Annotated in this window: 19 protein-coding genes and 1 pseudogene; 11 read left to right on the top strand and 9 right to left on the bottom strand. The window is 67.9% G+C overall.

The features are described 5' to 3' along the window. From ACEQX1_RS13335 to ACEQX1_RS13315, 5 genes and pseudogenes are all read left to right on the top strand, one after another. Positions 1-313: pseudogene (locus tag ACEQX1_RS13335) on the top strand (hypothetical protein); the annotation flags it as partial. A 67-nt stretch (positions 314-380) separates the two neighbouring features. After that, positions 381-995 carry a hypothetical protein gene (locus tag ACEQX1_RS13330; RefSeq protein ID WP_370192974.1) on the top strand — a complete coding sequence of 205 codons (615 nt, stop codon included), beginning with the start codon at positions 381-383 and terminating at the stop codon, positions 993-995. A 133-nt stretch (positions 996-1,128) separates the two neighbouring features. Beyond that, positions 1,129-1,917, top strand: coding sequence for an ABC transporter ATP-binding protein (locus ACEQX1_RS13325; RefSeq protein ID WP_370192983.1), 789 nt, complete (start codon positions 1,129-1,131; stop codon positions 1,915-1,917). After that, the gene (locus tag ACEQX1_RS13320) at positions 1,914-2,762 is read left to right on the top strand and encodes an ABC transporter permease (RefSeq protein WP_370196915.1); all 849 of its coding nucleotides are present in this window, start codon (positions 1,914-1,916) and stop codon (positions 2,760-2,762) included. The genes ACEQX1_RS13325 and ACEQX1_RS13320 overlap by 4 nt, the downstream gene beginning before the upstream one ends. A gap of 63 nt (positions 2,763-2,825) precedes the next feature. Continuing rightward, entirely contained in the window at positions 2,826-3,644 is an 819-nt protein-coding gene (locus ACEQX1_RS13315) for a hypothetical protein (protein WP_370192970.1), read from the top strand. A 30-nt stretch (positions 3,645-3,674) separates the two neighbouring features. Here the strand turns inward: ACEQX1_RS13315 and ACEQX1_RS13310 are convergent, their stop codons facing one another. The 3 genes from ACEQX1_RS13310 to ACEQX1_RS13300 all read right to left on the bottom strand — a co-directional run bounded on the left by ACEQX1_RS13310 (position 3,675) and on the right by ACEQX1_RS13300 (position 6,672). Then, positions 3,675-4,463, bottom strand: a complete 789-nt coding sequence (locus ACEQX1_RS13310; RefSeq protein ID WP_024350947.1) for an ATP-binding cassette domain-containing protein — start codon at positions 4,461-4,463, stop codon at positions 3,675-3,677. After that, positions 4,460-5,530 (bottom strand): ABC transporter permease, encoded by a 1,071-nt coding sequence (locus ACEQX1_RS13305; RefSeq protein ID WP_009211325.1) that lies wholly within the window; start codon positions 5,528-5,530, stop codon positions 4,460-4,462. The genes ACEQX1_RS13310 and ACEQX1_RS13305 overlap by 4 nt, the downstream gene beginning before the upstream one ends. A 113-nt stretch (positions 5,531-5,643) precedes the next feature. Then, positions 5,644-6,672, bottom strand: coding sequence for a sugar ABC transporter substrate-binding protein (locus ACEQX1_RS13300; RefSeq protein ID WP_370196914.1), 1,029 nt, complete (start codon positions 6,670-6,672; stop codon positions 5,644-5,646). A 266-nt stretch (positions 6,673-6,938) separates the two neighbouring features. Between ACEQX1_RS13300 and ACEQX1_RS13295 the strand changes: the two genes are divergently transcribed. Continuing rightward, positions 6,939-8,192, top strand: coding sequence for an ROK family transcriptional regulator (locus ACEQX1_RS13295; RefSeq protein ID WP_370196913.1), 1,254 nt, complete (start codon positions 6,939-6,941; stop codon positions 8,190-8,192). Between the two features lie 220 nt (positions 8,193-8,412). Further along, a complete protein-coding gene (locus ACEQX1_RS13290) occupies positions 8,413-9,477 on the top strand; it encodes a fatty acid desaturase (protein ID WP_370192960.1) in 1,065 nt (354 codons plus the stop codon). Between the two features lie 80 nt (positions 9,478-9,557). Here the strand turns inward: ACEQX1_RS13290 and ACEQX1_RS13285 are convergent, their stop codons facing one another. Then, positions 9,558-10,133 (bottom strand): DUF2585 domain-containing protein, encoded by a 576-nt coding sequence (locus ACEQX1_RS13285; RefSeq protein ID WP_370196912.1) that lies wholly within the window; start codon positions 10,131-10,133, stop codon positions 9,558-9,560. Positions 10,134-10,207: 74 nt separating this feature from the next. After that, complete coding sequence (locus ACEQX1_RS13280; RefSeq protein ID WP_370196911.1) at positions 10,208-11,806, bottom strand: bifunctional UDP-sugar hydrolase/5'-nucleotidase; 1,599 nt, start codon at positions 11,804-11,806, stop codon at positions 10,208-10,210. A 214-nt stretch (positions 11,807-12,020) separates the two neighbouring features. Here ACEQX1_RS13280 and betI point away from each other — a divergent pair, with 214 nt between their 5' ends. Further along, on the top strand, positions 12,021-12,617 hold the full coding sequence (betI, locus tag ACEQX1_RS13275) for a transcriptional regulator BetI (protein ID WP_230787013.1): 597 nt from the start codon (positions 12,021-12,023) through the stop codon (positions 12,615-12,617). Next, complete coding sequence (betA, locus tag ACEQX1_RS13270) at positions 12,614-14,317, top strand: choline dehydrogenase (RefSeq protein WP_370196910.1); 1,704 nt, start codon at positions 12,614-12,616, stop codon at positions 14,315-14,317. The genes betI and betA overlap by 4 nt, the downstream gene beginning before the upstream one ends. Before the next feature lie 394 nt (positions 14,318-14,711). Here betA and ACEQX1_RS13265 read toward each other — a convergent pair whose 3' ends face one another. The 4 genes from ACEQX1_RS13265 to dgcN all read right to left on the bottom strand — a co-directional run bounded on the left by ACEQX1_RS13265 (position 14,712) and on the right by dgcN (position 19,341). Next, entirely contained in the window at positions 14,712-15,116 is a 405-nt protein-coding gene (locus ACEQX1_RS13265) for a DUF805 domain-containing protein (protein ID WP_370196005.1), read from the bottom strand. Between the two features lie 505 nt (positions 15,117-15,621). Beyond that, positions 15,622-16,038: a DUF1850 domain-containing protein gene (locus tag ACEQX1_RS13260; RefSeq protein ID WP_370196909.1), complete on the bottom strand. Its 417-nt coding sequence runs from the start codon at positions 16,036-16,038 to the stop codon at positions 15,622-15,624. Then, positions 16,035-18,236: a TRAP transporter permease gene (locus ACEQX1_RS13255; RefSeq protein ID WP_230787004.1), complete on the bottom strand. Its 2,202-nt coding sequence runs from the start codon at positions 18,234-18,236 to the stop codon at positions 16,035-16,037. The genes ACEQX1_RS13260 and ACEQX1_RS13255 overlap by 4 nt, the downstream gene beginning before the upstream one ends. Before the next feature lie 91 nt (positions 18,237-18,327). Continuing rightward, complete coding sequence (gene dgcN, locus ACEQX1_RS13250; protein ID WP_370196008.1) at positions 18,328-19,341, bottom strand: N-acetyltransferase DgcN; 1,014 nt, start codon at positions 19,339-19,341, stop codon at positions 18,328-18,330. A gap of 331 nt (positions 19,342-19,672) precedes the next feature. Here dgcN and ACEQX1_RS13245 point away from each other — a divergent pair, with 331 nt between their 5' ends. Next, on the top strand, positions 19,673-20,086 hold the full coding sequence (locus ACEQX1_RS13245) for a helix-turn-helix domain-containing protein (RefSeq protein ID WP_024350959.1): 414 nt from the start codon (positions 19,673-19,675) through the stop codon (positions 20,084-20,086). A 108-nt stretch (positions 20,087-20,194) separates the two neighbouring features. Continuing rightward, a complete protein-coding gene (locus tag ACEQX1_RS13240) occupies positions 20,195-20,812 on the top strand; it encodes a ribonuclease D (RefSeq protein WP_024350960.1) in 618 nt (205 codons plus the stop codon). Positions 20,813-21,255: the final 443 nt, after the last annotated feature.

Here is a 21,255-nt window from a genome sequence, read left to right as displayed (position 1 = left end):
CCCCGGCATCCGCTCCGAGGCGATCCAGCCGGTGGGCGTGCGGATCACCGACGACGGCTCCAAGGCCTATGTGGCGCTCGGACCCGCCAACCGGATCGCGGTGATCGACGGCAACACCTACGAGGTGCTGGACTATCTGCTGGTCGGCCAGCGGGTGTGGCAGCTCGCCTTCTCGCCGGACCAGACGCATCTGTTCACCACCAACGGCATTTCCAACGACATCTCGATCATCGACGTGGCAGCCGACAAGGTCATCAAGTCGGTGCAGGTGGGACGCGAGCCCTGGGGCGTTGCCGTGGCGGGAGACGAATAGCCGGCCGCGCGTCGCGGGGAGGATCTGAAGGGCTGCGTCCCGCAGCCATGTTTTGGGGAGAGAGAGAATGAAACCAGTCTGGCTATCGCTGATGGCGGCCTTCCTGGCCTTTGCGCCGGCGACCGTCGCCGCCGCGCAGGACAGTGGCAATGCATCCGTCACCGCCGATGACGACGATGATGATGATGATGACGACGATGACGATGACGACGCCCATGGCGGCGCCATGGTGCCGCCGGCCAGCGAACTGGAGATGATGCCGGGCTCGGAACTGATGCCGGCCAGCGCCCTCAACGGCGACCAGATCGGCCTGCCGCCGCTGTCGCTCTCCTCGCAGATCATCACGCCCCTGACGATCGGCTCCAGTGACGATCCCTATGCGGTCAGCGCCAAGGATTTCGTCCTGCGCGCCGGCCAGCCCTATCGCTGGGACATCGTCTCGGATGGCGGCGTCGAGTACAAGTTCCATGCCCCGGCCTTCTTCCGGAGCGTCTGGAACAACCAGATCGTCATCGAGGATCGCGAGATCCACATGAACGGCGCGCCGGCCTGGCTGGAATTCGACGCCAAGGGCCCGATCACCGTGCAGTTCCAGACCATCCGTCCGGGCCGCTACGACTGGTATGTCGAGGGGCTGGACGAGAAGGAAGGCATGAAGGGCACGATCACGGTCGTTCCCTGATCCGCACCTTCGTGAACGATCACGGGCAGCCCGCCCCGCCGGACCGGCGGGCGGGTTGCCGGTGTTTTGGCGGGTGTTTTCTCACAGCCCTCGCGGTAAGGTCGGGCGGGCGCACAGATTGCAACGGATGACGATGGTTTCAGCCACCAAGCCGCATGAGCCAGGGGTCGCTGCCCTTTCCGTCGCCCATGTCAGCCATGCCTATGGCCCCCGCAAGGCGCTCGAGGACGTGTCCTTCACGGTGCCGCAGGGCTCCTTCACCGCGCTGCTCGGCCCCAATGGCGCCGGCAAGTCGACGCTGTTCTCTCTGGTGACGCGCCTGTTCAACGTGCGCGAGGGCCGGATCGACATTCTCGGCTGGCCGCTCGACCGCCATCCCGGCGAGGCGCTGCGCCGGCTGGGCGTGGTGTTCCAGGCCCGCACCCTCGATCTGGAACTGTCGATCGGCCAGAACCTGACCTATCACGCCGCGCTGCACGGCATGTCCCGCGCCGCCGCCCGGCAGCGCATCGCGGAGATCCTGCAGGGCTCGGAGCTGATCGACCGGCTCGGCGACAAGGCCCGCAGCCTGTCCGGCGGCCAGCTGCGCCGCGTCGAGATCGTGCGCGCCTTCATGCATCGGCCCCGCCTGATCCTGCTCGACGAGCCGACGGTCGGGCTCGACATCCGCTCGCGCGCCGAGATCGTCGCGGAGGTCCGCCGGCTCGTCGCCGACGAGGGCGTCAGCGTCCTGTGGGCGACGCATCTGATCGACGAGATCGACGAAAGCGACCGCGTGGTCGTGCTGCATCACGGCAAGGTGCTGGCCGAAGGCCGGGTGCCGGACGTCGTGGCGGCGGAAAGCGCCGGCTCGATCCGCGACGCCTTCTCGCGGCTCACGGGGCTGGCGACGCCGAAGGTGGAACCGGAGACGATGCCATGAGCGCCACGCCCGACATGGCCGGCCGCGAGCCGGCCCGCGGCGTTCCGCTCTCGGCCTATGCGATCTGCCTGCGCGGCATTGTCGGGCGCGAGGCGCTGCGCTTCCTGCATCAGCGCGAGCGCTTCGTCTCGGCCCTGGTGCGACCGCTCCTGTGGCTGTTCATCTTCGCCGCCGGCTTCCGGCAGGTCCTCGGCGTGTCGATCACCGCGCCCTACCAGACCTATATTCTCTACGAGGTCTACATCACGCCGGGGCTGGTCGGCATGATCCTCCTGTTCAACGGCATGCAATCGTCGCTCTCGATGGTCTACGACCGCGAGACCGGGACGATGAAGACACTGCTGGTCTCGCCGCTGCCGCGCTGGTTTCTGCTGGTCGCCAAGCTCGGCGCCGGCGTCGCCGTCGGCATCCTGCAGGTCTACGTGTTCTTCGCCATCGCCTGGTTCTGGGAGGTGCAGCCGCACTGGTCGGGCTATCTCTATGTGCTGCCGGCGCTGATCATCAGCGGCCTGATGCTCGGCTCGCTGGGCATGCTGCTGTCGTCGCTGGTGCAGCAATTGGAGAATTTCGCCGGGGTGATGAACTTCGTGATCTTCCCGATGTATTTCGCCTCCTCGGCGCTCTACCCGCTGTGGCGGGTGCAGGAATCGAGCCCGCTGCTCTACCAGATCTGCCTGTTCAACCCGTTCACCCACGCCGTCGAGCTGGTGCGGTTCGCGCTGTACGGCCAGCTCAACGCCCCGGCGCTGGCGATCGTCGTCGGCTGCACGATCGTCTTCCTCGGCGGCGCGATCATCTCCTACGACCCACAGCGCGGGCTGATCAGCCGCAAGCGCCAGCAATAGGCAGCATCCGGCGGCCGCCGATGCCGGGCCGCCATTGCGCGCCGCGATAAAGGGAGGATCCCCATGTTCGTCCGTCTCACCGCCCGCCACTTCGCGATTGCCACCGTGTCGCTGTTGGCCCTCGCGACTGCCATCGGCACCGGCACCGGCAGCGCAGTGGCGCAGGACGGCGCATCGCCGCGCGCCGTGCCGGAGGGCTTCGTCGTGCCCGGCCCCGCCCCCACCAATGCTCCGCCGGCCGATGCAGCGGCGCCGGAGGGAAGCGCCGCGGAGACGGACGGGGAGCCGGCTGCCGGCGACGGCGCGCCGGCCGATCCGATGAGCTTTGCGCGCGGCGGCGAAAAGGGCACCACCGACTGGCCCTGCGTCCAGCGCCGGGTGGAATCGATCACCCCGGCGCAGATCTGGGCGGGACCCGATCTCGCTTTGGCCGACACGGTTGAGCGGACAGCCGAGATGCGGGCGCTGATCGACCGGGTGGTGGCCCGGCGCCTGCCGCTGGAGGAGGCCGAAGCGCTGGTCCGGGCGCATGTCGCCGACCTGCCGGAGGCCGAGCGAGAGGCTGCCGCCACGGCGCTGTTCGTCGACATGCTGGCGCGGCTGAACAACGAGCGCAGCGAGGTGATGGGCGGCATCGAGCGCTACGGCGCCAAGCAGAAGGCGCTGGCGGCCAAGCTGCGGGCGCAGTCGGCCGACTTCGCCGAGGTGCAGCGCGACCCCGCATCCAGCAACAACGACATCGAGAACGCCCGGCAGGCGCTGCTGTGGGACACGCGCATCTTCAACGAGCGCCGGGAGTCGCTGACCTATGTCTGCGAGGTGCCGATCCTGATCGAACAGCGGGCCTTCGGCCTGGCGCGGGCCATCGCCGGCGCGCTGTAGGGCTGCACTTCTCGACGAGGGTCGCGGCCGTCAGGCCGCGATCATGTCCGATTCCGGGGTCTTGGCGCCTGTCATCAGCGCCACGGCGTCGTTCATCGAGGCGGTCTTCGGGTCGATGACGCAGAGCCGCTTGCCGAGACGGTGGACATGGATCCGGTCGGCGACCTCGAAGACATGCGGCATGTTGTGCGAGATCAGGACGATCGGCATGCCGCGCGAGCGCACGTCCTGGATCAGCTCCAGCACCTTGCGCGATTCCTTGACGCCGAGGGCCGCCGTCGGCTCGTCGAGGATCAGCACCTTGGAGCCGAAGGCCGCGGCGCGCGCCACCGCGACGCCCTGGCGCTGGCCGCCCGACAGGGTCTCGACCGCCTGACCGATGTTCTGGATGGTCATCAGGCCGAGTTCGGAGAGCTTGTCGCGAGCGATCCGCTCCATGGCGGTGCGGTCCAGCATGCGCAGATATTTGCCCATGAAGCCGGGTTTGCGGATCTCGCGGCCGAGGAACATGTTGTCGGCGATCGACAGCGCCGGCGACAAAGCGAGGTTCTGGTACACCGTCTCGATGCCGGCATCGCGGGCCTGCATGGGCGAGGTGAAGCGCACCGGCTCGCCGTTCAGGCGGATCTCGCCCTCGTCGATGCTGACGGCGCCGGAGATCGCCTTGATCAGCGAGGACTTGCCGGCGCCGTTGTCGCCGATCACGGCGAGGATCTCGCCGGGATAGAGATCGAAATCGGCGTGATCGAGGGCAGTGACGCGGCCGTAGTTCTTGACGATGCCGCGGGCCGAGAGGACGGGTGTCTGGGACGTGCTCATGCGGAGACCTTCCTGATCCACTGGTCGATCGCGACCGCGAGAATGATCAGCCAGCCCGTGGCGAAGAGCTGCCACAGGACGTCGACGCCGGCGAGGCGCAGGCCGGAATTGAAGACGCCGACGATCAGGGCGCCGATCATCGGCCCGATGATCGAGCCGCGCCCGCCGAAGAGCGAGATGCCGCCGATCACCACGGCGGTGATGGATTCCAGATTGGCCTCGAAGAAGGAGGTCGGGCTGACCGAGCCGACGCGGCCGATCGAGGCCCAGGCCGCCAGGGCGCAGATGAAGCCCGAGACCATGTAGACCGAGATCAGCGTCCGGTCGGTGCGGATGCCCGACAGTTCCGCCGCTTCCTTGTCGTCGCCGATGGCGTAGACATGCCGGCCCCAGGCGGTGCGGTTGAGGACGAACCAGAGCACGACGAAGATCACGACCATCAGGACGACGCCCCAGGTCAGGACCGCGCCACCGATGTTGAAGCGCTCGCCGAACAGCTTCAGCAGCGGGGCCTCGGCATCCAGAGTCTGGCTGCGGATCGTCTCGCGATTGGAGAAATAATAGTTCAGCGCCAGGAAGACGTTCCAGGTGCCGAGGGTGGTGATGAAGGGCGGCAGCCGCACCTTGGTCACCAGGATGCCGTTGAGAAGGCCGGTCAGCGTGCCGACGACAAAGCCGGAGAGGATCGCGAGCGGCACCGGCAGCCCGGCCTCGACGCTGAGCCGTCCCATGATCACCGAGATCATCACCATCACCGCGGCGACCGACAGGTCGATGCCGGCGGTCAGGATGACGAGGCTCTGGGCGGCGGCGAGAATGCCGACGATCGCCACCTGCTGCATGATCAGCGACAGGTTGAAGGCGGAGAAGAAATTGTTGGAGACCACGCCGAAGACGGCGACCGACAGGAGCAGCACGATCACCGGCACCATGGTCGGTGCGCCGTGAAGGAAATGCTGGGCCGCGTCGAGCGGGCCGCGCGAGCGGCGCTCGAAGGCGGCGACCGTCACGTCGCTGTCCTTCAGGGAGGATTCGAAATCCGCTCCCCGGCTGGTCGGATCACTCATGTCGTCTCACTCCGGTCGGCCCTGCCATGCCCCTGCATCGGGCCGGCTCGGCAAAGGTGGAAGCGGGTTTGCAGGGATGGAAAGGGGCGGCCCGAAGGCCGCCCGCTCGTCCATCATCCCCAGCAGCGATCGAGGCCTTCGGCCACGCTGATCGACTCCACACCGTCCACCGGCGCGTCGGTCACCAGGTTGACGCCGGTGTCGAAGAAGTCGAGCCCTTCGGTCGGCTGCGGCACGGTGCCGTCCTTGGCATACTGGGCGATCGCCTCGATGCCCTTGGCTGCCATGTCCAGCGGATATTGCTGGGAGGTGGCGCCGATGACGCCCTCTTCGACGTTCTTGACGCCCGGGCAGCCGCCGTCGACGGAAACGATCAGGACGTTCTCCTCCATGCCGAAGGACTTCAGCGCCTCATAGGCGCCGGCCGCGGCCGGTTCGTTGATCGTGTAGACGACGTTGATGCCCGAATCCTTCTGGAGCAGGCTCTCCATCGCGGTGCGGCCGCCTTCCTCGTTGCCGGCGGTCACGTCGTGGCCGACGATGCGCGGGTCGTCCTCGTCGCCGATCTGCGACTCGTCCTTCACGTCGACGCCGAAGCCCTTGAGGAAGCCCTGGTCACGCAGGACGTCGACCGACGGCGCCGAGGGCGACAGGTCGAGCAGCGCGATCTTGGCGTCGGCCGCCTTGTCGCCCATCGTCGCCTTGGCCCACTGGCCGATCAGCAGGCCGGCCTTGAAATTGTCCGTGGCGAAGGTCGCGTCGGCCGCGTCGATCGGCTCCAGCGGCGTGTCGAGGGCGATCACCAGAACGCCGTTGTCACGGGCCCGCTTGACCACGTCGGTGATCGCCTTGGTGTCGGAGGCGGCGATCAGGATGCCCTTGGCGCCGGCCGCGATGCAGCTTTCGACCGCCTGGACCTGGGTTTCATGGTCGCCATCGACCTTGCCGGCATAGCTGGACAGCTCGATGCCGAGTTCCTCGGCCTTGGCCGTGGCGCCCTCCTTCATCTTGACGAAGAACGGGTTGATGTCGGTCTTGGTGATCAGGCAGGCGCTGGTCTTGGCGTCCTGCGCTGCGGCCGGCGTGGCGAGGGCCGCGAGGCCGACAATGGCGGTGGATGCGAGTAGCGTGCGGAATGTCACGTTGAGAACCTCCCAGAACCGTCGGCCATCCGGCCGACATTGACGCGCCGTGAAACGCGGCGGGCCAGCCTCCTCGCCAGCCCGATCCACCCTACGAAACACCAAGCCGGAAACGCTGTCAACGATGATAAATCACATTGATTTATTTATTGACGGCAGCCGGGTTCGATGCAACGATCCGGCCATTGCGAGCCGTCGTGGAATATGGGGCGTGGTCCGCCGGGATCGACCGTGCCGGACCGCCTGAACGCCCGCGAGGAGGAAGCATGGACCCGCAGGCCGAAGGCGTTACCCCCGAGATACCGTCGTTATCAGGCCGCATGCGCGGGTCCAACCAGTCCGGCCTGCGCGCCCACAACGAGCGCACCGTCCTCAGCCTCATCCGGCAGCACGGCGAGCTCGCCAAGGCCGAGATCGCCCGGCGGACAGGCCTGTCGGCCCAGACCGCCTCGGTGATCATGCGGGCGCTCGAGGCGGAAGAACTGGTGCTGCGGGACAAGCCGCGGCGCGGCCGGGTCGGCCAGCCTTCGATCCCGATGCGGCTCAATCCCTCCGGGGCCTTCACCTTCGGCCTGAAGATTGGCCGCCGCTCGGTCGAACTCGTGCTGATGGATTTCCTCGGCGTGGTGCGGGCGCGCGAACGGCTGACCTATGCCTATCCCGACGTCGACCTCGTCCTCGACTTCGTGCGCGCGGCGCAGCCGCGCGTCGCCAGCGCGATCGAGGCCCGGCTGCGCCTGCGGATCGTCGGCCTCGGCGTCGCCATGCCCTACGAGATGTGGTCCTGGGCCGAGGAGATCGGCGCGCCGGCCGAGCGCATGGACGCCTGGCGCCGGATCGACATCGTCGCCGAGCTCGTCGCGATCACCGGCCTGCCCGTCAATCTGGCCAATGACGCGACGGCGGCCTGCGCCGCCGAGACCGTCTTCGGCACAACGACGTCGCTGGACTATGTCTATTTCTTCGTCGGCGCCTTTGTCGGCGGCGGGATCGTCATGGGCGGCGACCTCGTCACCGGGCGCACCGGCAATGCCGGCGCGCTGGGCTCGATGCCGGTGCCGCGCGCGGCCCGCGAAGGGGTGGCCGGCGTCCGGCTGGACGGCTTCGAGCAGCTGATCAACTTCGCCTCGATCCACGTCCTGGAGAAGATGATCGCGGCCGAGGGCGGCGACCCGCTGGTCCTGTGGAAGGATGCCGGCGCGTGGGACGAACTCGGCGCCGTCCTCGACCACTGGCTGGGCATCGCCGCGCGCGGCCTCGCCTATGCCATCGTCTCCGCCAGCGCGGTCTATGATTTCGAATGCGCGGTCATCGACGGCGGCTTTCCCGAGAACGTGCGGGCACGGCTGGTCGAGGCGACCCAGAGGGCGATGGTGCGGCTCAGGCGCCAGGGCCTGACGCCCCTCGACATCCGGGCCGGGACGATGGGCGCCGGCGCCCGCGAGATCGGCTCGGCGAGCCTGCCGTTCTTTGCGAGGTTCCTGCTCGACCACCGGGGGCTGTCCGCCGAGGCAGCGTGAGGGCGGCAACACGCGTCACGGGGAAATTGATCGGCCGGGCGCGTCGCAACCTTGCCTCAATGCGCCATGATGATAGACACGTCAGCAGGGAATACCCCCTGCCCTCGGAGGAGCGCGAGCCGGTTCGCTCCCGCATCTCTCCTCGTTTTCCCGCCAGCCGCCCGATCCGCGATCGGTCGATGGCGCTCGGTCGGCGAGGGCACCCCAGCTTGGATACTCCTTGACCTCCACCGATACGGTCGGCACCGCAGCCGACGCCAAGACCATCTCCTGGACCAAAGCGCTTGCACGGTACCGCAAGCCGGATACGGCGCGCAGCGTCTGGGAGATCGCCGTCACCGCCATTCCCTTCGTCGCCCTGTGGGCCCTGACCGCCGTCGCGGTCACCCACGGCCACTGGTGGGGGCTGATCCTCACCGTGCCGGCCGCCGGCTTCCTGGTGCGGCTGTTCATGCTGCAGCACGATTGCGGCCACGGCTCGCTATTCGCCCGCCGGGCGGTCAACGACTGGACCGGCCGGGTCATCGGCGTCGTTACCTTCACGCCCTATGATTACTGGCGCCGCACCCATGCCGTGCACCACGCCACCACCGGCAATCTGGACCAGCGCGGCATCGGCGACGTCGATACGCTGACCGTCGCCGAGTACAACGCCCTGACCAAATGGGGCCGCATCCGCTACCGGCTCTACCGCCACCCGGCGGTGATGTTCGGCCTCGGGCCCGCATGGCTGTTCATCTGCCAGTACCGCCTGCCGGTCGGCCTGATGCGCGCCGGCGTGCAGCCCTGGACCTCGACGCTCGCCACCAATCTCGGCATCGCCATTCCGGCGGCGATGCTGATCTGGGCGATGGGCCTCGTGCCCTTCCTGGCGGTGCAGCTGCCGATCACACTGATGGCCGCGACGGCCGGCGTCTGGCTGTTCTACGTGCAGCACCAGTTCGAGGAGACCCATTGGTCGGAGAGCGACGAGTGGAAGTTCCAGCACGCCGCCCTGCACGGCTCGTCGCATTACGACCTGCCGCCGGTGCTGCGCTGGTTCACCGGCAATATCGGCATCCATCACGTGCATCACCTGTCGAGCACGGTGCCGTTCTACCGCCTGCCGGAGGTGCTGCGTGAATTTCCCGAGCTGCACGGGCTCGGCCGCATCACCATTCGCCAGAGCTTCAACTGCGTGAAGCTGGTCCTGTGGGACGAGAGCGCCCGCCGGCTGGTGTCGTTCCGCGATGCCGCCAAGTCGCTCGGCGCACGGCTCGAACCGGCCCCCCCCACCGCGGCCTGAGACGAACGGATGGCAGCGGCGCGTTCGAGGGACGCGCCGCTGCCGGACTTATCCGCCTGCTGCCTTTTGCCCGGCCGCGCCTAGGCGCCGCCCTGCCAGGCCTTTACCGCGTCCAGCGGCCACAGCAGCATCAGGACATTGAGGGTGAGATTGTCGCGGATCATCCAGCCGACGAAGATCTCAAGTCCCACGGCGATCGTCACGGTCAGCCAGATCGGCAGCCGGCTCGCCAGCCAGAACCCCAGCACCATGAAGCCGATGTCGGCCACCGAGTTCAGGACGCTGTCGCCGTAATAGTCGAGGGCAATTGTCGCCTCGCGGTAGCGCTGGATCACCGCATCGGTGTTCTCGGCGATCTCCCAAGCGCATTCCACCACCAGGGCCAGGATCAGCCGCGTGCCGAAGCTGGCCCGCCGCAGGACCAGCCAGCCGGCGAAGAAGAACAGGAAGCCGTGGATCAGGTGCGACGGCGAGTACCAGTCGGACAGATGCTGGGAATTTTCCGAACTGACCACGACGCCGTGCCACAGCTTGATCGTGCCGCATTCGCAGATCGGCGTGCGGCCCATGGCCAGAAGGAGCGCCGCTGTTGCGACGACGATCGCCAGCGCGGCCAGTCCCTCGATCCAGCCGATCCTGTTCAGTCTCTCGGTCATCGACGCCCCTCACGCAAAAAGGCCGGCGCTGCCGCCGGCCTTTTCCCAATAGCGCGGCGTGCAGGACGCGCCTACTACATCTCGGTGATGCGGCCTTCGGTGAAGGGCGCATAGGCGGCGTTGTCGCGGGCGAGATACTCGACCACCACCTCTTCCAGCGCCGGGCCGAAATCATAGGCCTCGGTGCCCTTCTCGGCGAAGACGCCATAGCCATCGCCGCCGCCGCGCATGAAATTGTTGGAAACGACGAGATAGGTCTTCTCCGGATCGAGCGGCACGTAGCCATCGCCTTCGCGGATCTCGACCGAGCGGATGCGGTCCTCGCCCGGCGTGCCGGCCCGCGACCAGCTGTATCTGAGCCCCGCCACCTGCGGGAAGCGGCCGCCGCCCTCCTCGACCTCGGAGACGCCGTTCTCGAGCGCTGCCTTGATGTCGGCGCCGGTCAGCTTGAAGGTCGACAGGGTGTTCTGGAAGGGCAGCACCGTCAGCACGTCGCCCATGGTGATCTCGCCGGCGTCGATCGAGGCGCGCAGGCCGCCGCCATTGACGATGGCGACCGCCGTGCCCTGGTCGGCGACACGGGCCAGCATGGCGTCGGCGACGAGATTGCCCATCTCGCATTCCTGTGCCCGGCAGGTGTCGCGCGACCCGTCGATGGGGTCCTCGGTGCGGCCGACGACCTTCTCGCGGATTTCCTGGAGCGGCCTGGCCAGTTCCTCGATGCGCGTCTTGAGATCGCTGTCCTCGGCGATCTCGCCATCCATGATCACCGGATTGCCGACCGCGGCAGTGACCACGCCGGAATCGTCGAAGGTCACGGTCAGTTCGCCGAGATACTTGCCATAGGCGTAGGCCTGGACGATCGGCACGTCGACGCCGTCCGGGTTCGGCACCATGGTCGGATAGGGACCGGCGGCCTTCTCGTCGGTGTTGGACAAGAGCGTGTTGGAGTGGCCGCCGACGATGACGTCGATGCCGCTGACGGCCGCGGCGATGCGCTGGTCGACGGCGTAGCCCGAATGGCTGAGCAGCACGATCTTGGTGACACCCTCGCCGGTCAGCCGGTCGACCTCGGCGCGGACCGCCTCGATGGGATCGGAAAACCGCACATTGGGGCCGGCGCTCGACAACTCACCGGTGTCGGCCGGCGTCACGCCGATCAGGCCGATCGTCTCGCCGTCCTTCTCGATCACCGCCGAGGGCTTCAGCGTATCGGCCAGTTCCGGCTCGGCCGAGATGTCGGCATTGGCGAGCAGGATCGGGAACTCGACCTCTTCCATGAAGGCCCGCAGCACCTTCGGACCGTCGTCGAACTCGTGGTTGCCGACGGTCATCGCGTCATAGCCGAGCGCGTTCATCATCTCGGCGGCGGCCTTGCCCTTGTAGCGGGTGTAGAACAGCGTGCCCTGGAACTGGTCGCCGCCGTCGACGAGCAGCGTGTTGGGATGGGCTTCGCGCGCCGCCCGGATGCCCGACAGGAGCCGCGCCGACCCGCCGAAGCACTTGGCTTCCGCCAGTTCGTCGGCCGAACAGGTGGAATCGTATTTGTTGATCGGCTCGATCCGGCTGTGCATGTCGTTGGTGTGCAGGATCGTCAGCGTGTAATCGGCAAGCGCCGGGCCCGCCATTGCCGCCGTCAGCGCGATCGCCGCGCCCCCTGTCAGTAGCCTCATGTCACATCTCTTTCGCTGGGGGATGCCAGGATCCCGAAGTAGGCCGGGCGGATCGCAGGGCGTGCCGCGCATCCGTGATGATAGGCAGAGGAGAGGCGGTTTGAACAGGGTGGCGGACAGGCTCCGCAGCCGCTTCCCCGACCTCTGGGGCATGGACCTCGCCACAATTGATTGACTGATCAATCAACATCATTATCTTTACGGCATGACCCAGTTGAAAACGCCCCGCCTCGGCCGTGGCGGAATCGAGACCGAGCGTCGCCAGGCGCTGATCGGTGCCGTGATCGGCGCCGTCGAGCAGGCCGGCTCGATCGAAGTGACCATGGCCGACATCGCGGCGCGGGCCGGCGTCTCGCCCGCCCTCGCCCACCATTATTTCGGCGCCAAGGACGATCTGCTGATCGCCGCCATGCGCCAGTTGTTGCGCGAGTTCCGCGCCGAGGTCACCCGGCGGCTGATCGCCTCGCGCACGCCGCGCGAGCGCGTCTCGGCGGTGATCGAGGCGGCCTTCGACGAAAGCCAGTTCCGCCGCGAGGCGATCAGCGCCTGGCTGGTCTTCTACGTCTACGCCCGGCGCTCCTCGGAAGCGGCGCGCCTGCTACGCGTCTATTTCCGGCGGCTGGAGACCAATCTCATCTCGGGCCTGGAGCCGCTGGTCGGCCCGGTCGCCGCGGTCTCCGTCGCCGCTGCCGCCGGCGCCATGATCGACGGCGTCTGGCTGCGCCAGGCCCTGACACCCCTCACCGCGCCCGATCGCGCCGCCGCCGTGCGGATGATCGAGCGGGTCATCGATGCGGAGATTGCCCCATGAAGACCCTCGACGAAGCCGACTACGTCGTCGTCGGCTCCGGCTCGGCCGGTTCGGCGCTGGCCTACCGCCTGTCGGAATCCGGACGCTACGACGTCGTCGTGGTCGAGGCCGGCGGTACCGATGCGGGCCCCTTCATCCAGATGCCGGGCGCGCTGTCCTTCCCGATGAACATGGCGCGCTACGACTGGGGCTACCGGGCCGAGCCGGAAGAGACGCTGGCCGGCCGCCGGCTGGCGACGCCCCGCGGCCGCGTCATCGGCGGCTCGTCCTCGATCAACGGCATGGTCTATGTGCGCGGCCACGCCAAGGATTTCGACCATTGGGCCGAGAGCGGCGCGGCGGGCTGGGGCTACGGCGACGTCCTGCCCTATTTCAAGCGGATGGAATGCTTCGAGGGCGGCGGCACCGAGCCCCGTGCCGACGGGCTGCCGGCCGGCGATCCGGCGTGGCGCGGCATGTCCGGCCCGCTCAATGTCCAGCGCGGCGCCATGGAGAACCCGCTCTACGGCGCCTTCATCGAGGCCGGCAGACAGGCCGGCTATCCGCTGACCGACGATTACAACGGCGAAAAGCCGGAGGGCTTCGGCCCGATGCAGCAGACGATCTGGCGCGGCCGGCGCTGGTCGGCCGCCAACGCCTATCTGCGTCCGGCCATGGCCCGCGGCAATTGCCGGCTGGTGCATGGCAATGTCGCGCGCATCGCCTTCGAGGGCACCCGCGCCGTTGGCGTCGAGATCGGCCGGCGGGGCCGGCGCACCGGCATCGTGCGGGCCCGGCGCGAGGTGGTGCTGGCGGCCGGCGCCATCAATTCGCCGACCATCCTCATGCATTCGGGCATCGGCGATCCGGCCGAACTGTCGCGCGTCGGCATCCGCACCCGGGTGGCGCGGCCGGGCGTCGGCCAGAACCTGCAGGACCATCTGGAGGTCTATATCCAGCAATCCTGCACCCAGCCGATCACCCTCAACGGCTATCTGCATCTCTTCGCCAAGGGCCGCGTCGGGCTCGAATGGATGCTGATGCACACCGGCTACGGTGCCACCAACCATTTCGAGGCGGCGGGCTTCATCCGCTCGGCACCGGGGATCGAATATCCCGACATCCAGTATCACTTCCTGCCCGGCGCAATCCGCTACGACGGCCAGGCCGCGGCCCCCGGCCATGGCTTCCAGGCCCATGTCGGGCCGATGCGCTCCAAGTCGCGCGGCCGGATCCGGCTGAAGAGCGACGATCCGGGCGCTGCGCCCTCGATCCGCTTCAACTACATGACGCATCCGGACGACTTTCCCGAGTTCCGCCAGGCGATCCGGCTGACCCGCGAGCTCTTCGCCCAGGCCGCCTTCGACGATTATCGCGGGCCGGAAATCCAGCCCGGCGCGGCCGTGCAGAGCGATGCCGAACTCGACGCCTTCATCGCCGAACATGCCGAGAGCGCCTATCATCCCTGCGGCACCTGCCGCCTCGGCGCGGCCGACGATCCGGACGCGGTGGTCGACCCGGCCTGCCGGGTGATCGGCACCGAGAACCTGCGGCTGGCCGATTCCTCGATCTTCCCGCGCATCCCCTACGGCAATCTCAACGGCCCCTCGATCATGGTCGGCGAGAAGGCGGCCGACCACATTCTCGGCGACGGCATGCTGGCCCCCGAGCCCGACAAGCAGCCCTGGATCGACCCCCACTGGCGCGAACGCCAGCGGTAGGAAGGGCAGCCGGCGGGCGATGTTCGTGCGGGACGTGCCGGCAAGGCCGTGACCTCCAACGAGGTCGCCATCCTCGGGCTCGACCCGAGGACCCATGCAGTACCCGGTGGCGACGCCAGATCCTCCGACGGAGTGGGCACCGAACCGCCGAGGAATGGGTCCTCGGGTCAAGCCCGAGGATGACGCGCGTCGGGGGTGGGGTGCCGATGTTCGACGTCGTGCAGGGGGTCGCGTCGAGCAACTGCCAGCCTCAGCGGAAGAGCGCCATCATCGATCAAGGTCGTCATCCTCGGGCTTGACCCGAGGACCCATGCCATTCCCGTTGATGCCGTCCGATCCTTCGACGGAAGATCCCCATCCACAAAGCGCACCGCATCAAAGCATCGCCACGCCCTCAGCGCACGACGCCACCGCTCGACGATGGCGGCGGGCCATGGCGGTTGGCGGCGTCGCTGGGCTGCACCACGAAGTAAAGGAACACCAGCCAGCCGATCAGCGGCACCAGATTGACGAGGAACCACCAGCCGCTGCGGCCGGTGTCGTGCAGGCGGCGCACCGAGACGGCCAGCGACGGGATGAAGATCGCCAGCGAGAAGATCGAACCGAGCGGCTGGTAACCCTCGCCCGAGAAAGGCGCGAGGCCCATGGCCGGGCCGACGAGAATCGCATCGAGGATACCCAGGACGAAATTGCCGAGCAGCGTGAACAGCGCGAACCACCAGAATTCCGAGCGCGGCGCGCGGCCCCGGAAGGTTGCGTAATTTGCAAAGACCGAACGGATGGCTTCGGTGAACGACATGGCGTGCCCCCTTGCGTCTGCCGGCCGGTTGCCGGCACTGCCAGCCTGCCCGATCGAGACGCGGGACGCTACCTTGGGCGCTGGGCTGGTCTTCGAGGGAGCGGTCACTGAAGCGCGGAGGCATGGGTCCTCGGGTCAAGCCCGAGGATGACGCGCGTCGGGGGTGGGGTGCCATGGATCAAGCGTCGTGCGGATGGCGAGCGTCGAGCAACTGCCGACCTCGCCGGAAGAGCCATTCCGCCAAACACGGTCGTCATCCTCGGGCCTGACCCGAGGACCCATGCCGTTCCCGGAGACGCATCGCTATTATCCGACGGAGTGGACACCGAGGCGCAGAGGCATGGGTCCTCGGGTCAAGCCCGAGGATGACACGCGTCGGGGGTAGGCGCGCCTTGGGTCGGGCGTGGTTGAGGTGGCGAGAGCGACGGTTGATGGCTCGTCGGTAGCCGCTTTCGCAAACGCGGCGTTGCTGCGTCAGCTCCAAAGGCGCAATCCAGCACTTGCGTCAGCGGTGCGTGGCGGCGCCTTCACCACCAGCGGCCGAACACACCGAGATCCGCACCGGGGCGGCGGCGGTTTTGCCGAGGGTGAGGCAGGCGCCGGCGTCCGGAGCGTCCGCAACATCACCCAAGGGGCAAAGCGTCCAGCCGGAGCCGGTGGCGCCGGAGGCGGCGAGGACGAGTTCGGGGACCGGCGCCAGATGCGGCTTGTAGACATAGGCGCCGTCGCGCAGGACGGCGTCCGGCGGCGGCTCCATGCCGGCGCCCGAGCCCTCGACGCGGCCTTCGACGACCGTCAGCCCCTGCGGCCCCGCCACCCAGCGCTCCTCCCAGCGGGTCTTCTCGACCGAATGGGTCCAGGACAGCGAGAAGGCGGTGGCGGCCAGGGTCAGCGCCTTGGCGCCGGCGGCGATGCAGATCATTCGGCCGGCGACACCGTCTCGTCGCGGGAGGCGGCACCGGCTTTGGCGGGTCCGCTGCCACCGCCGGTGCGGTTGACCGCCTCGGGCCGGCCGTGCCGGCGGATCTGCAGCGCATGCCAGCCGAGGATCAGCGCCGCCAGGGCAAAGCCGATCTCGTCGGTGATCGGCATTGCGGCGATCAGCGTGAAGGCCGCGACGGTCGCCACCGCCCGCTCCCACCATTTCAGCGGCGCGACCAGGTAGCCGATCGCCGCGGCGCCCCACAGGCCGATGGCCAGGCACGCCTTGAAGACGATGTAGGCGACGGCCGGCCAGTAGCCGATGGATTCGGCCAGCGGACCGCCATCCTGGAGCATCAGGGCAGGCGTGTAGACCGCCATGAAGGGGATGACGAAGCCGGCGAGCGCGACCTTCACTGCCTCGAAGGAGATCTTCAGTCCCGGCGCCTTGGCGATGGGCGCGGCCGCAAAGCAGGCCAGCGCCACCGGCGGCGTCAGGTCGGCAAGGATGCCGAAATAGAAGACGAACATGTGGGAGACGATCAGCGGCACGCCGAGGGCGAGCAACGCCGGGCCGGCGATCGACGAGGTGATGATGTAGTTGGGGATCGTCGGGATGCCCATGCCCAGGATCAGGCAGGTGATCATGGTCAGCACCAGCGACAGGAACAGCGAGGTGTCGCCGACCGCCACGATGAACTGGCCGAAGGTGTTGGCAACGCCGGTCAGCGTCATCGTGCCGACGATGATGCCGACGATGGCGCAGGCGATACCCACCGGCAGGGCCGTCTTGGCGCCCTCGGCCAACGCGTCGCGGGTCAGGAGCAGCGTCTCGCGGCCGCCCCGGAACAGGGCGCAGAGAGCGATCAGCACGGCCAGCGCGATGACCACCGGCAGGATGCCGTATTCGAAGAAGGCCGCGGCCGAGAGGCCGAGGCCGATCCAGAAGACGTAGCGCAGCCCCTGCACCGAGATCCGGCCGGCCAGCGGCGCGCCGAGGATCAGGAGCGCGGTCAGCGCCAGGCCGATCGTGCCGGCATAGAGCGGCGTGTAGCCGGTGAACAGCAGGTAAACGAGCACGCCGAGCGGCAGGAGCAGGTACCAGCCCTTCTTCAGCGCGTTCAGCGCCGAGGGCAGCTCGCCCTTCTCCAGGCCGATCAGGCCGCGCTTGCCGGCCTCCAGATGCACCATCCAGAACACCGAGCCGAAATACAGCACCGCCGGAATGACCGCGGCCTGGACGACGGCGGCATAGGGCACGTTCAGCGTCTCGGCCATGATGAAGGCGACGGCGCCCATCACCGGCGGCATGATCTGGCCGCCCATCGAGGCGGTGGATTCGACGCCGCCGGCAAAGGCGGCGCGATAGCCGAAGCGCTTCATCAGGGGAATGGTGAACTGGCCGGTGGTCACCACATTGGCGACGCCCGAGCCGGAGATCGTGCCCATCAGGCCGGAGGAGATGACCGCGACCTTGGCGGCGCCGCCCTTGGCCCCGCCGACGAGGCCGAGCGAGATGTCGGTAAACAGCTTGATCATGCCGGCCCGCTCGAGGAACGAGCCGAACAGGATGAACAGGAAGATGTAGGAGGACGAGACGTAGGTCGGGATGCCGTAGATGCCCTCGGTGCCGAAGGCCATGTGATCGACGATCTGGCTGAACGGGTAGTAGCGGATGACGAAGGGCGACGGCAGGAAGCGGCCGAACAGGCAATAGGCGAGAAACAGGCCGGCGATGATCGGCAGGGCCGGCCCCATGATCCGCCAGGTGGCGACGAAGAGCACGGCCAGCGCGGCGACGCCGACGATCGTGTCGGCCAGCGACGGCATGCCGGCGCGGAAGATCAGCGCCTCGTATTCCCACCATTGATAGACGGCGACGCCCATGCCGGCGAGGCCGAGCAGCCAGAACAGCGCCCTCAGCCCGGCATTCTCGCCCTTGATGGCGGCGACCAGCGGCAGGCCGAGCAGGCACAGGAAGCCGACATGAACGGCCCGCACGATCTGGCTCGGCAGGTCCCACAGATGCGCCGCCGTGGCGAGCTGGAAGATCGAGAAGGTGAAGGCGATCCAGAACAGGATCCGCCCTTCCGTGCCGAGCGGGAAGCCCGAGGACAAGGGATCGTGGTGGCTCACGGGCTCGCCGTCCGGCGCCAGCTCGTGATGCTTCTCCAGTTCTCCCGGCGTACCCTGACTCATCTACGGCTCCTCCCAGAGGCCTGTCACGGCCGGACCTTACATCATCGCCTCCGAAAGGCGACCGCCCTTTCCGGCACGATGGCCTCCCCCGTCAAGGCCCGCCGTAGATCCGGGCGATCTCGTCCACCACCGGCGCCGAGCCGAAGCGCACCGGATCGGTGGCCGGCAGGCCATGTTCCTCGGCCAGTTCGGCCAGCAACGCCCGCGCCGCATCCTCCTCGAGCTTGGCGGTGTTGACGCAGAGGCCGACGCAGCGAATGTCCGGATTGGTCAGCCGGCCCATGGCGATGGTCGCCTCGATGACCGCCGCGATGGTCGGCAGCGGCGTCGCCACGCCGCGCATCGTGGTGCGGGTCGGCTCGTGGCAGACGACGAAGGCATCGGGCTGCGAACCGTGCAGCAGACCGAGGGTCACGCCGGCAAAGGACGGGTGGAACAGCGAACCCTGCCCCTCGACCACGTCCCAGTGGTCGTCCGCGGCATCGGGCGTCAGCCATTCGGCCGCGCCGGCAATGAAGTCGGCAACCACGGCATCCAGGGGCACGCCGCGCCCGGCGATCAGGACGCCGGTCTGGCCGGTGGCGCGGAACTCGGCGTCGAAGCCGGCCGCCTGCATGTCACGCTCCAGGCAGAGGGCGGCGTATTTCTTGCCGACCGAACAATCGGTGCCGACCGCCAGCAGGCGCTTGCCGCTGCGCTTGTGGCCCTTGCCGGTGGCGTAGCTGCGATCGGGCTGCCGCAGGTCCGTCAGCTTGCGGCCGTTCGCCTCGGCCGCCGCTGCGATGCGCTCAATCGAGCCGAGGCGCACATGCAGGCCGCTGGCGACATCCAGCCCGGCTTCGAGCGCCGTCACGATGGTGTCGATCCAGTGCTCGGGCAGGACCCCGCCGGCATTGACGACGCCGACGACCATCGTCTTCGCGCCGGCCGCGACCGCCTCTGGCACCGTCATCTCGTCGAGGCCGAGATCGGCGCCGCAGCCCGGCAGCCGCAACTGGGCCAGGCACCAGTCCCGACGCCAGTCGACGACGCCCTGTGCGGTCTTGGCGGCCAGCGCGTCCGGCACGTCGCCGAGGAACATGAGATAGGGAGGGGTGACGTTCATGGCGCGACTTTCGGGAAGGGGATCTTCTGGCCGCAGACTGACCGAGTTGGCACGGCTTGTGAAGCGGTGCGACGGCAGCGAATGCGGCAGTGCACATGTGACTGGCGCGGCGATCGCGAACCGGTTGACCCGCCGTGCTCCGGCGCCCGGCGATCGTCTTGAGGACCCATGGCTGCCGGCAGGGTTTGCACCTCCCAGCAGCGCCGAAACCGGGCGCGGAACGGGCCACACTATCGCCCGATGCTCGGATGCGACAGACGAAGCGTCACTTTCGTTTTGCAAGTTGTTTTTCCGTCAAGTAACTTGCAAGGGGACGGAAGAGGAGCAGCGGATGGGGCAGGATGACCGTGACACGACGCGAGGGCATTTTCGCTCGCGCTGCTCGATCGCCCGCACGCTGGACATCTTCGGGGACAAGTGGACGCTGCTGATCGTCCGCGACCTGCTCTGGCACGGCAAGCACACCTTCGGCGCCCTGCATGAAAGCGCCGAGCGCATTCCGACCAACATCCTCAGCGACCGGCTGCGCCGGCTGGAGACCTGGGGCCTGGTCGAGCGACGGCCCTATGCCGATCGTCCGCCGCGGCACGAATATCACCTGACGGCGCGCGGCCGCTCCCTGGAGGATGCGCTTCTCGGCGTCATGGCCTGGGGGCATGCCCATCTGGACGGTGGCTTCTTCGATCCGCGTACCGGCTGGAGCACGCCGCCGCGCAGCAGGGTTTCCAACGACGGCAACGCCTGACGGCGGTACGCCGAGGCCACCGCGCCGTTCCGATCGCCGAAGACCTTTGGCCTCGCCGGCGAAATCCGGTAGAGCGAAGCAGACATTTTCCCTGAGCGAAGGCGATCCATGACCATCCGCGTCCACAAAGGCGATCTTCCCGACATTTCCCGCTACACCGGCCCGGTGGCGATCGACACCGAGACCCTCGGCCTCGACACCCGCCGCGACCGCCTCTGCGTCGTCCAGCTGTCGCCAGGCGACGGCACCGCCGACGTCGTCCAGATCGCCAAGGGCCAGCGTGAGGCGCCGAACATCACGGCGCTTCTCAAGGACCCGGCCAAGACCAAGATCTTCCATTACGCCCGCTTCGACGTGGCGGCGCTCTACCATGCCTTCGGCGTGATGACCGACGGCATCTTCTGCACCAAGATCGCCTCGCGCCTGACCCGCACCTACACCGACCGGCACGGTCTGAAGGATCTCGCCCGCGAGATGGTCGGCGTCGACATCTCCAAGCAGCAGCAATCGTCGGACTGGGCCGCGGAGACCCTGTCGCAGGCGCAGGTCGAATACGCCGCCTCGGACGTCCTCTATCTGCACGACATCATGGGCGGTCTCTACAAGCGGCTGGAGCGCGAGGACCGCATGGAACTGGCCAAGGCCTGCTTCACCTTCCTGCCGACCCGGGCCAAGCTCGACCTCGCCGGCTGGGACGACGAGGACATCTTCTCCCACTCGGCCTGAGGGTCTCAAGTTGGTGTTGGAGGGCTGCCGCATGGGCGGCCCTCAGCCCCTGTCAGGCAGGCGATTGAGGGCGTTGCTTGCGCGAAACTGAAGCCGCGTGAAAGAATGTCTCTGGCGCGGCATCGCGTGTCGCAAAACAGACTGGATCGGCCCCTTCGTCCAACGCATATGCGCGGCATCAGCAACGCGCTCGACGAAAGGCGCACACCATGACCCGCAGCCCTCTCATGCAGTCCCTCGCCGTCTCCGGCATGCTTACCGTCGCGCTGCTTGCGACTGTCGCGTTGCTGAAGCTCGTCGGCTAATTTCCGCCCGCCGGCGTCGCGCTGAGAACAGCCGGCCGGATGGGCGACAGGCGACCGACATTCCAGTCGGCGCAGACACAAAGAAGCGCGGAGATCGGAAGAGCACACGTCTGAACTCCAGTCACGTGACTGCATCGC

Origin of the sequence: Aurantimonas sp. (assembly GCF_964217435.1) — a bacterium.
Lineage (GTDB): Bacteria > Pseudomonadota > Alphaproteobacteria > Rhizobiales > Rhizobiaceae > Aurantimonas > Aurantimonas coralicida.
The sequence above is the reverse complement of the archived record's forward strand: the minus strand, read 5'-3'. Positions and strand labels throughout refer to the sequence as shown.

Coding starts and splice junctions, on each gene's coding strand:
- ACEQX1_RS13260 (WP_370196909.1), bottom strand. CDS start 16,038: ATGATCTGCATCGCCGCCGGCGCCAAGGCGCTGACCCTGGCCGCCACC.
- ACEQX1_RS13305 (WP_009211325.1), bottom strand. CDS start 5,530: ATGAGTGATCCGACCAGCCGGGGAGCGGATTTCGAATCCTCCCTGAAG.
- ACEQX1_RS13255 (WP_230787004.1), bottom strand. CDS start 18,236: ATGAGTCAGGGTACGCCGGGAGAACTGGAGAAGCATCACGAGCTGGCG.
- ACEQX1_RS13310 (WP_024350947.1), bottom strand. CDS start 4,463: ATGAGCACGTCCCAGACACCCGTCCTCTCGGCCCGCGGCATCGTCAAG.
- ACEQX1_RS13325 (WP_370192983.1), top strand. CDS start 1,129: ATGGTTTCAGCCACCAAGCCGCATGAGCCAGGGGTCGCTGCCCTTTCC.
- ACEQX1_RS13285 (WP_370196912.1), bottom strand. CDS start 10,133: ATGACCGAGAGACTGAACAGGATCGGCTGGATCGAGGGACTGGCCGCG.
- ACEQX1_RS13315 (WP_370192970.1), top strand. CDS start 2,826: ATGTTCGTCCGTCTCACCGCCCGCCACTTCGCGATTGCCACCGTGTCG.
- ACEQX1_RS13265 (WP_370196005.1), bottom strand. CDS start 15,116: ATGTCGTTCACCGAAGCCATCCGTTCGGTCTTTGCAAATTACGCAACC.
- ACEQX1_RS13245 (WP_024350959.1), top strand. CDS start 19,673: ATGGGGCAGGATGACCGTGACACGACGCGAGGGCATTTTCGCTCGCGC.
- ACEQX1_RS13330 (WP_370192974.1), top strand. CDS start 381: ATGAAACCAGTCTGGCTATCGCTGATGGCGGCCTTCCTGGCCTTTGCG.
- betA (WP_370196910.1), top strand. CDS start 12,614: ATGAAGACCCTCGACGAAGCCGACTACGTCGTCGTCGGCTCCGGCTCG.
- dgcN (WP_370196008.1), bottom strand. CDS start 19,341: ATGAACGTCACCCCTCCCTATCTCATGTTCCTCGGCGACGTGCCGGAC.
- ACEQX1_RS13295 (WP_370196913.1), top strand. CDS start 6,939: ATGGACCCGCAGGCCGAAGGCGTTACCCCCGAGATACCGTCGTTATCA.
- ACEQX1_RS13280 (WP_370196911.1), bottom strand. CDS start 11,806: ATGAGGCTACTGACAGGGGGCGCGGCGATCGCGCTGACGGCGGCAATG.
- ACEQX1_RS13320 (WP_370196915.1), top strand. CDS start 1,914: ATGAGCGCCACGCCCGACATGGCCGGCCGCGAGCCGGCCCGCGGCGTT.
- ACEQX1_RS13240 (WP_024350960.1), top strand. CDS start 20,195: ATGACCATCCGCGTCCACAAAGGCGATCTTCCCGACATTTCCCGCTAC.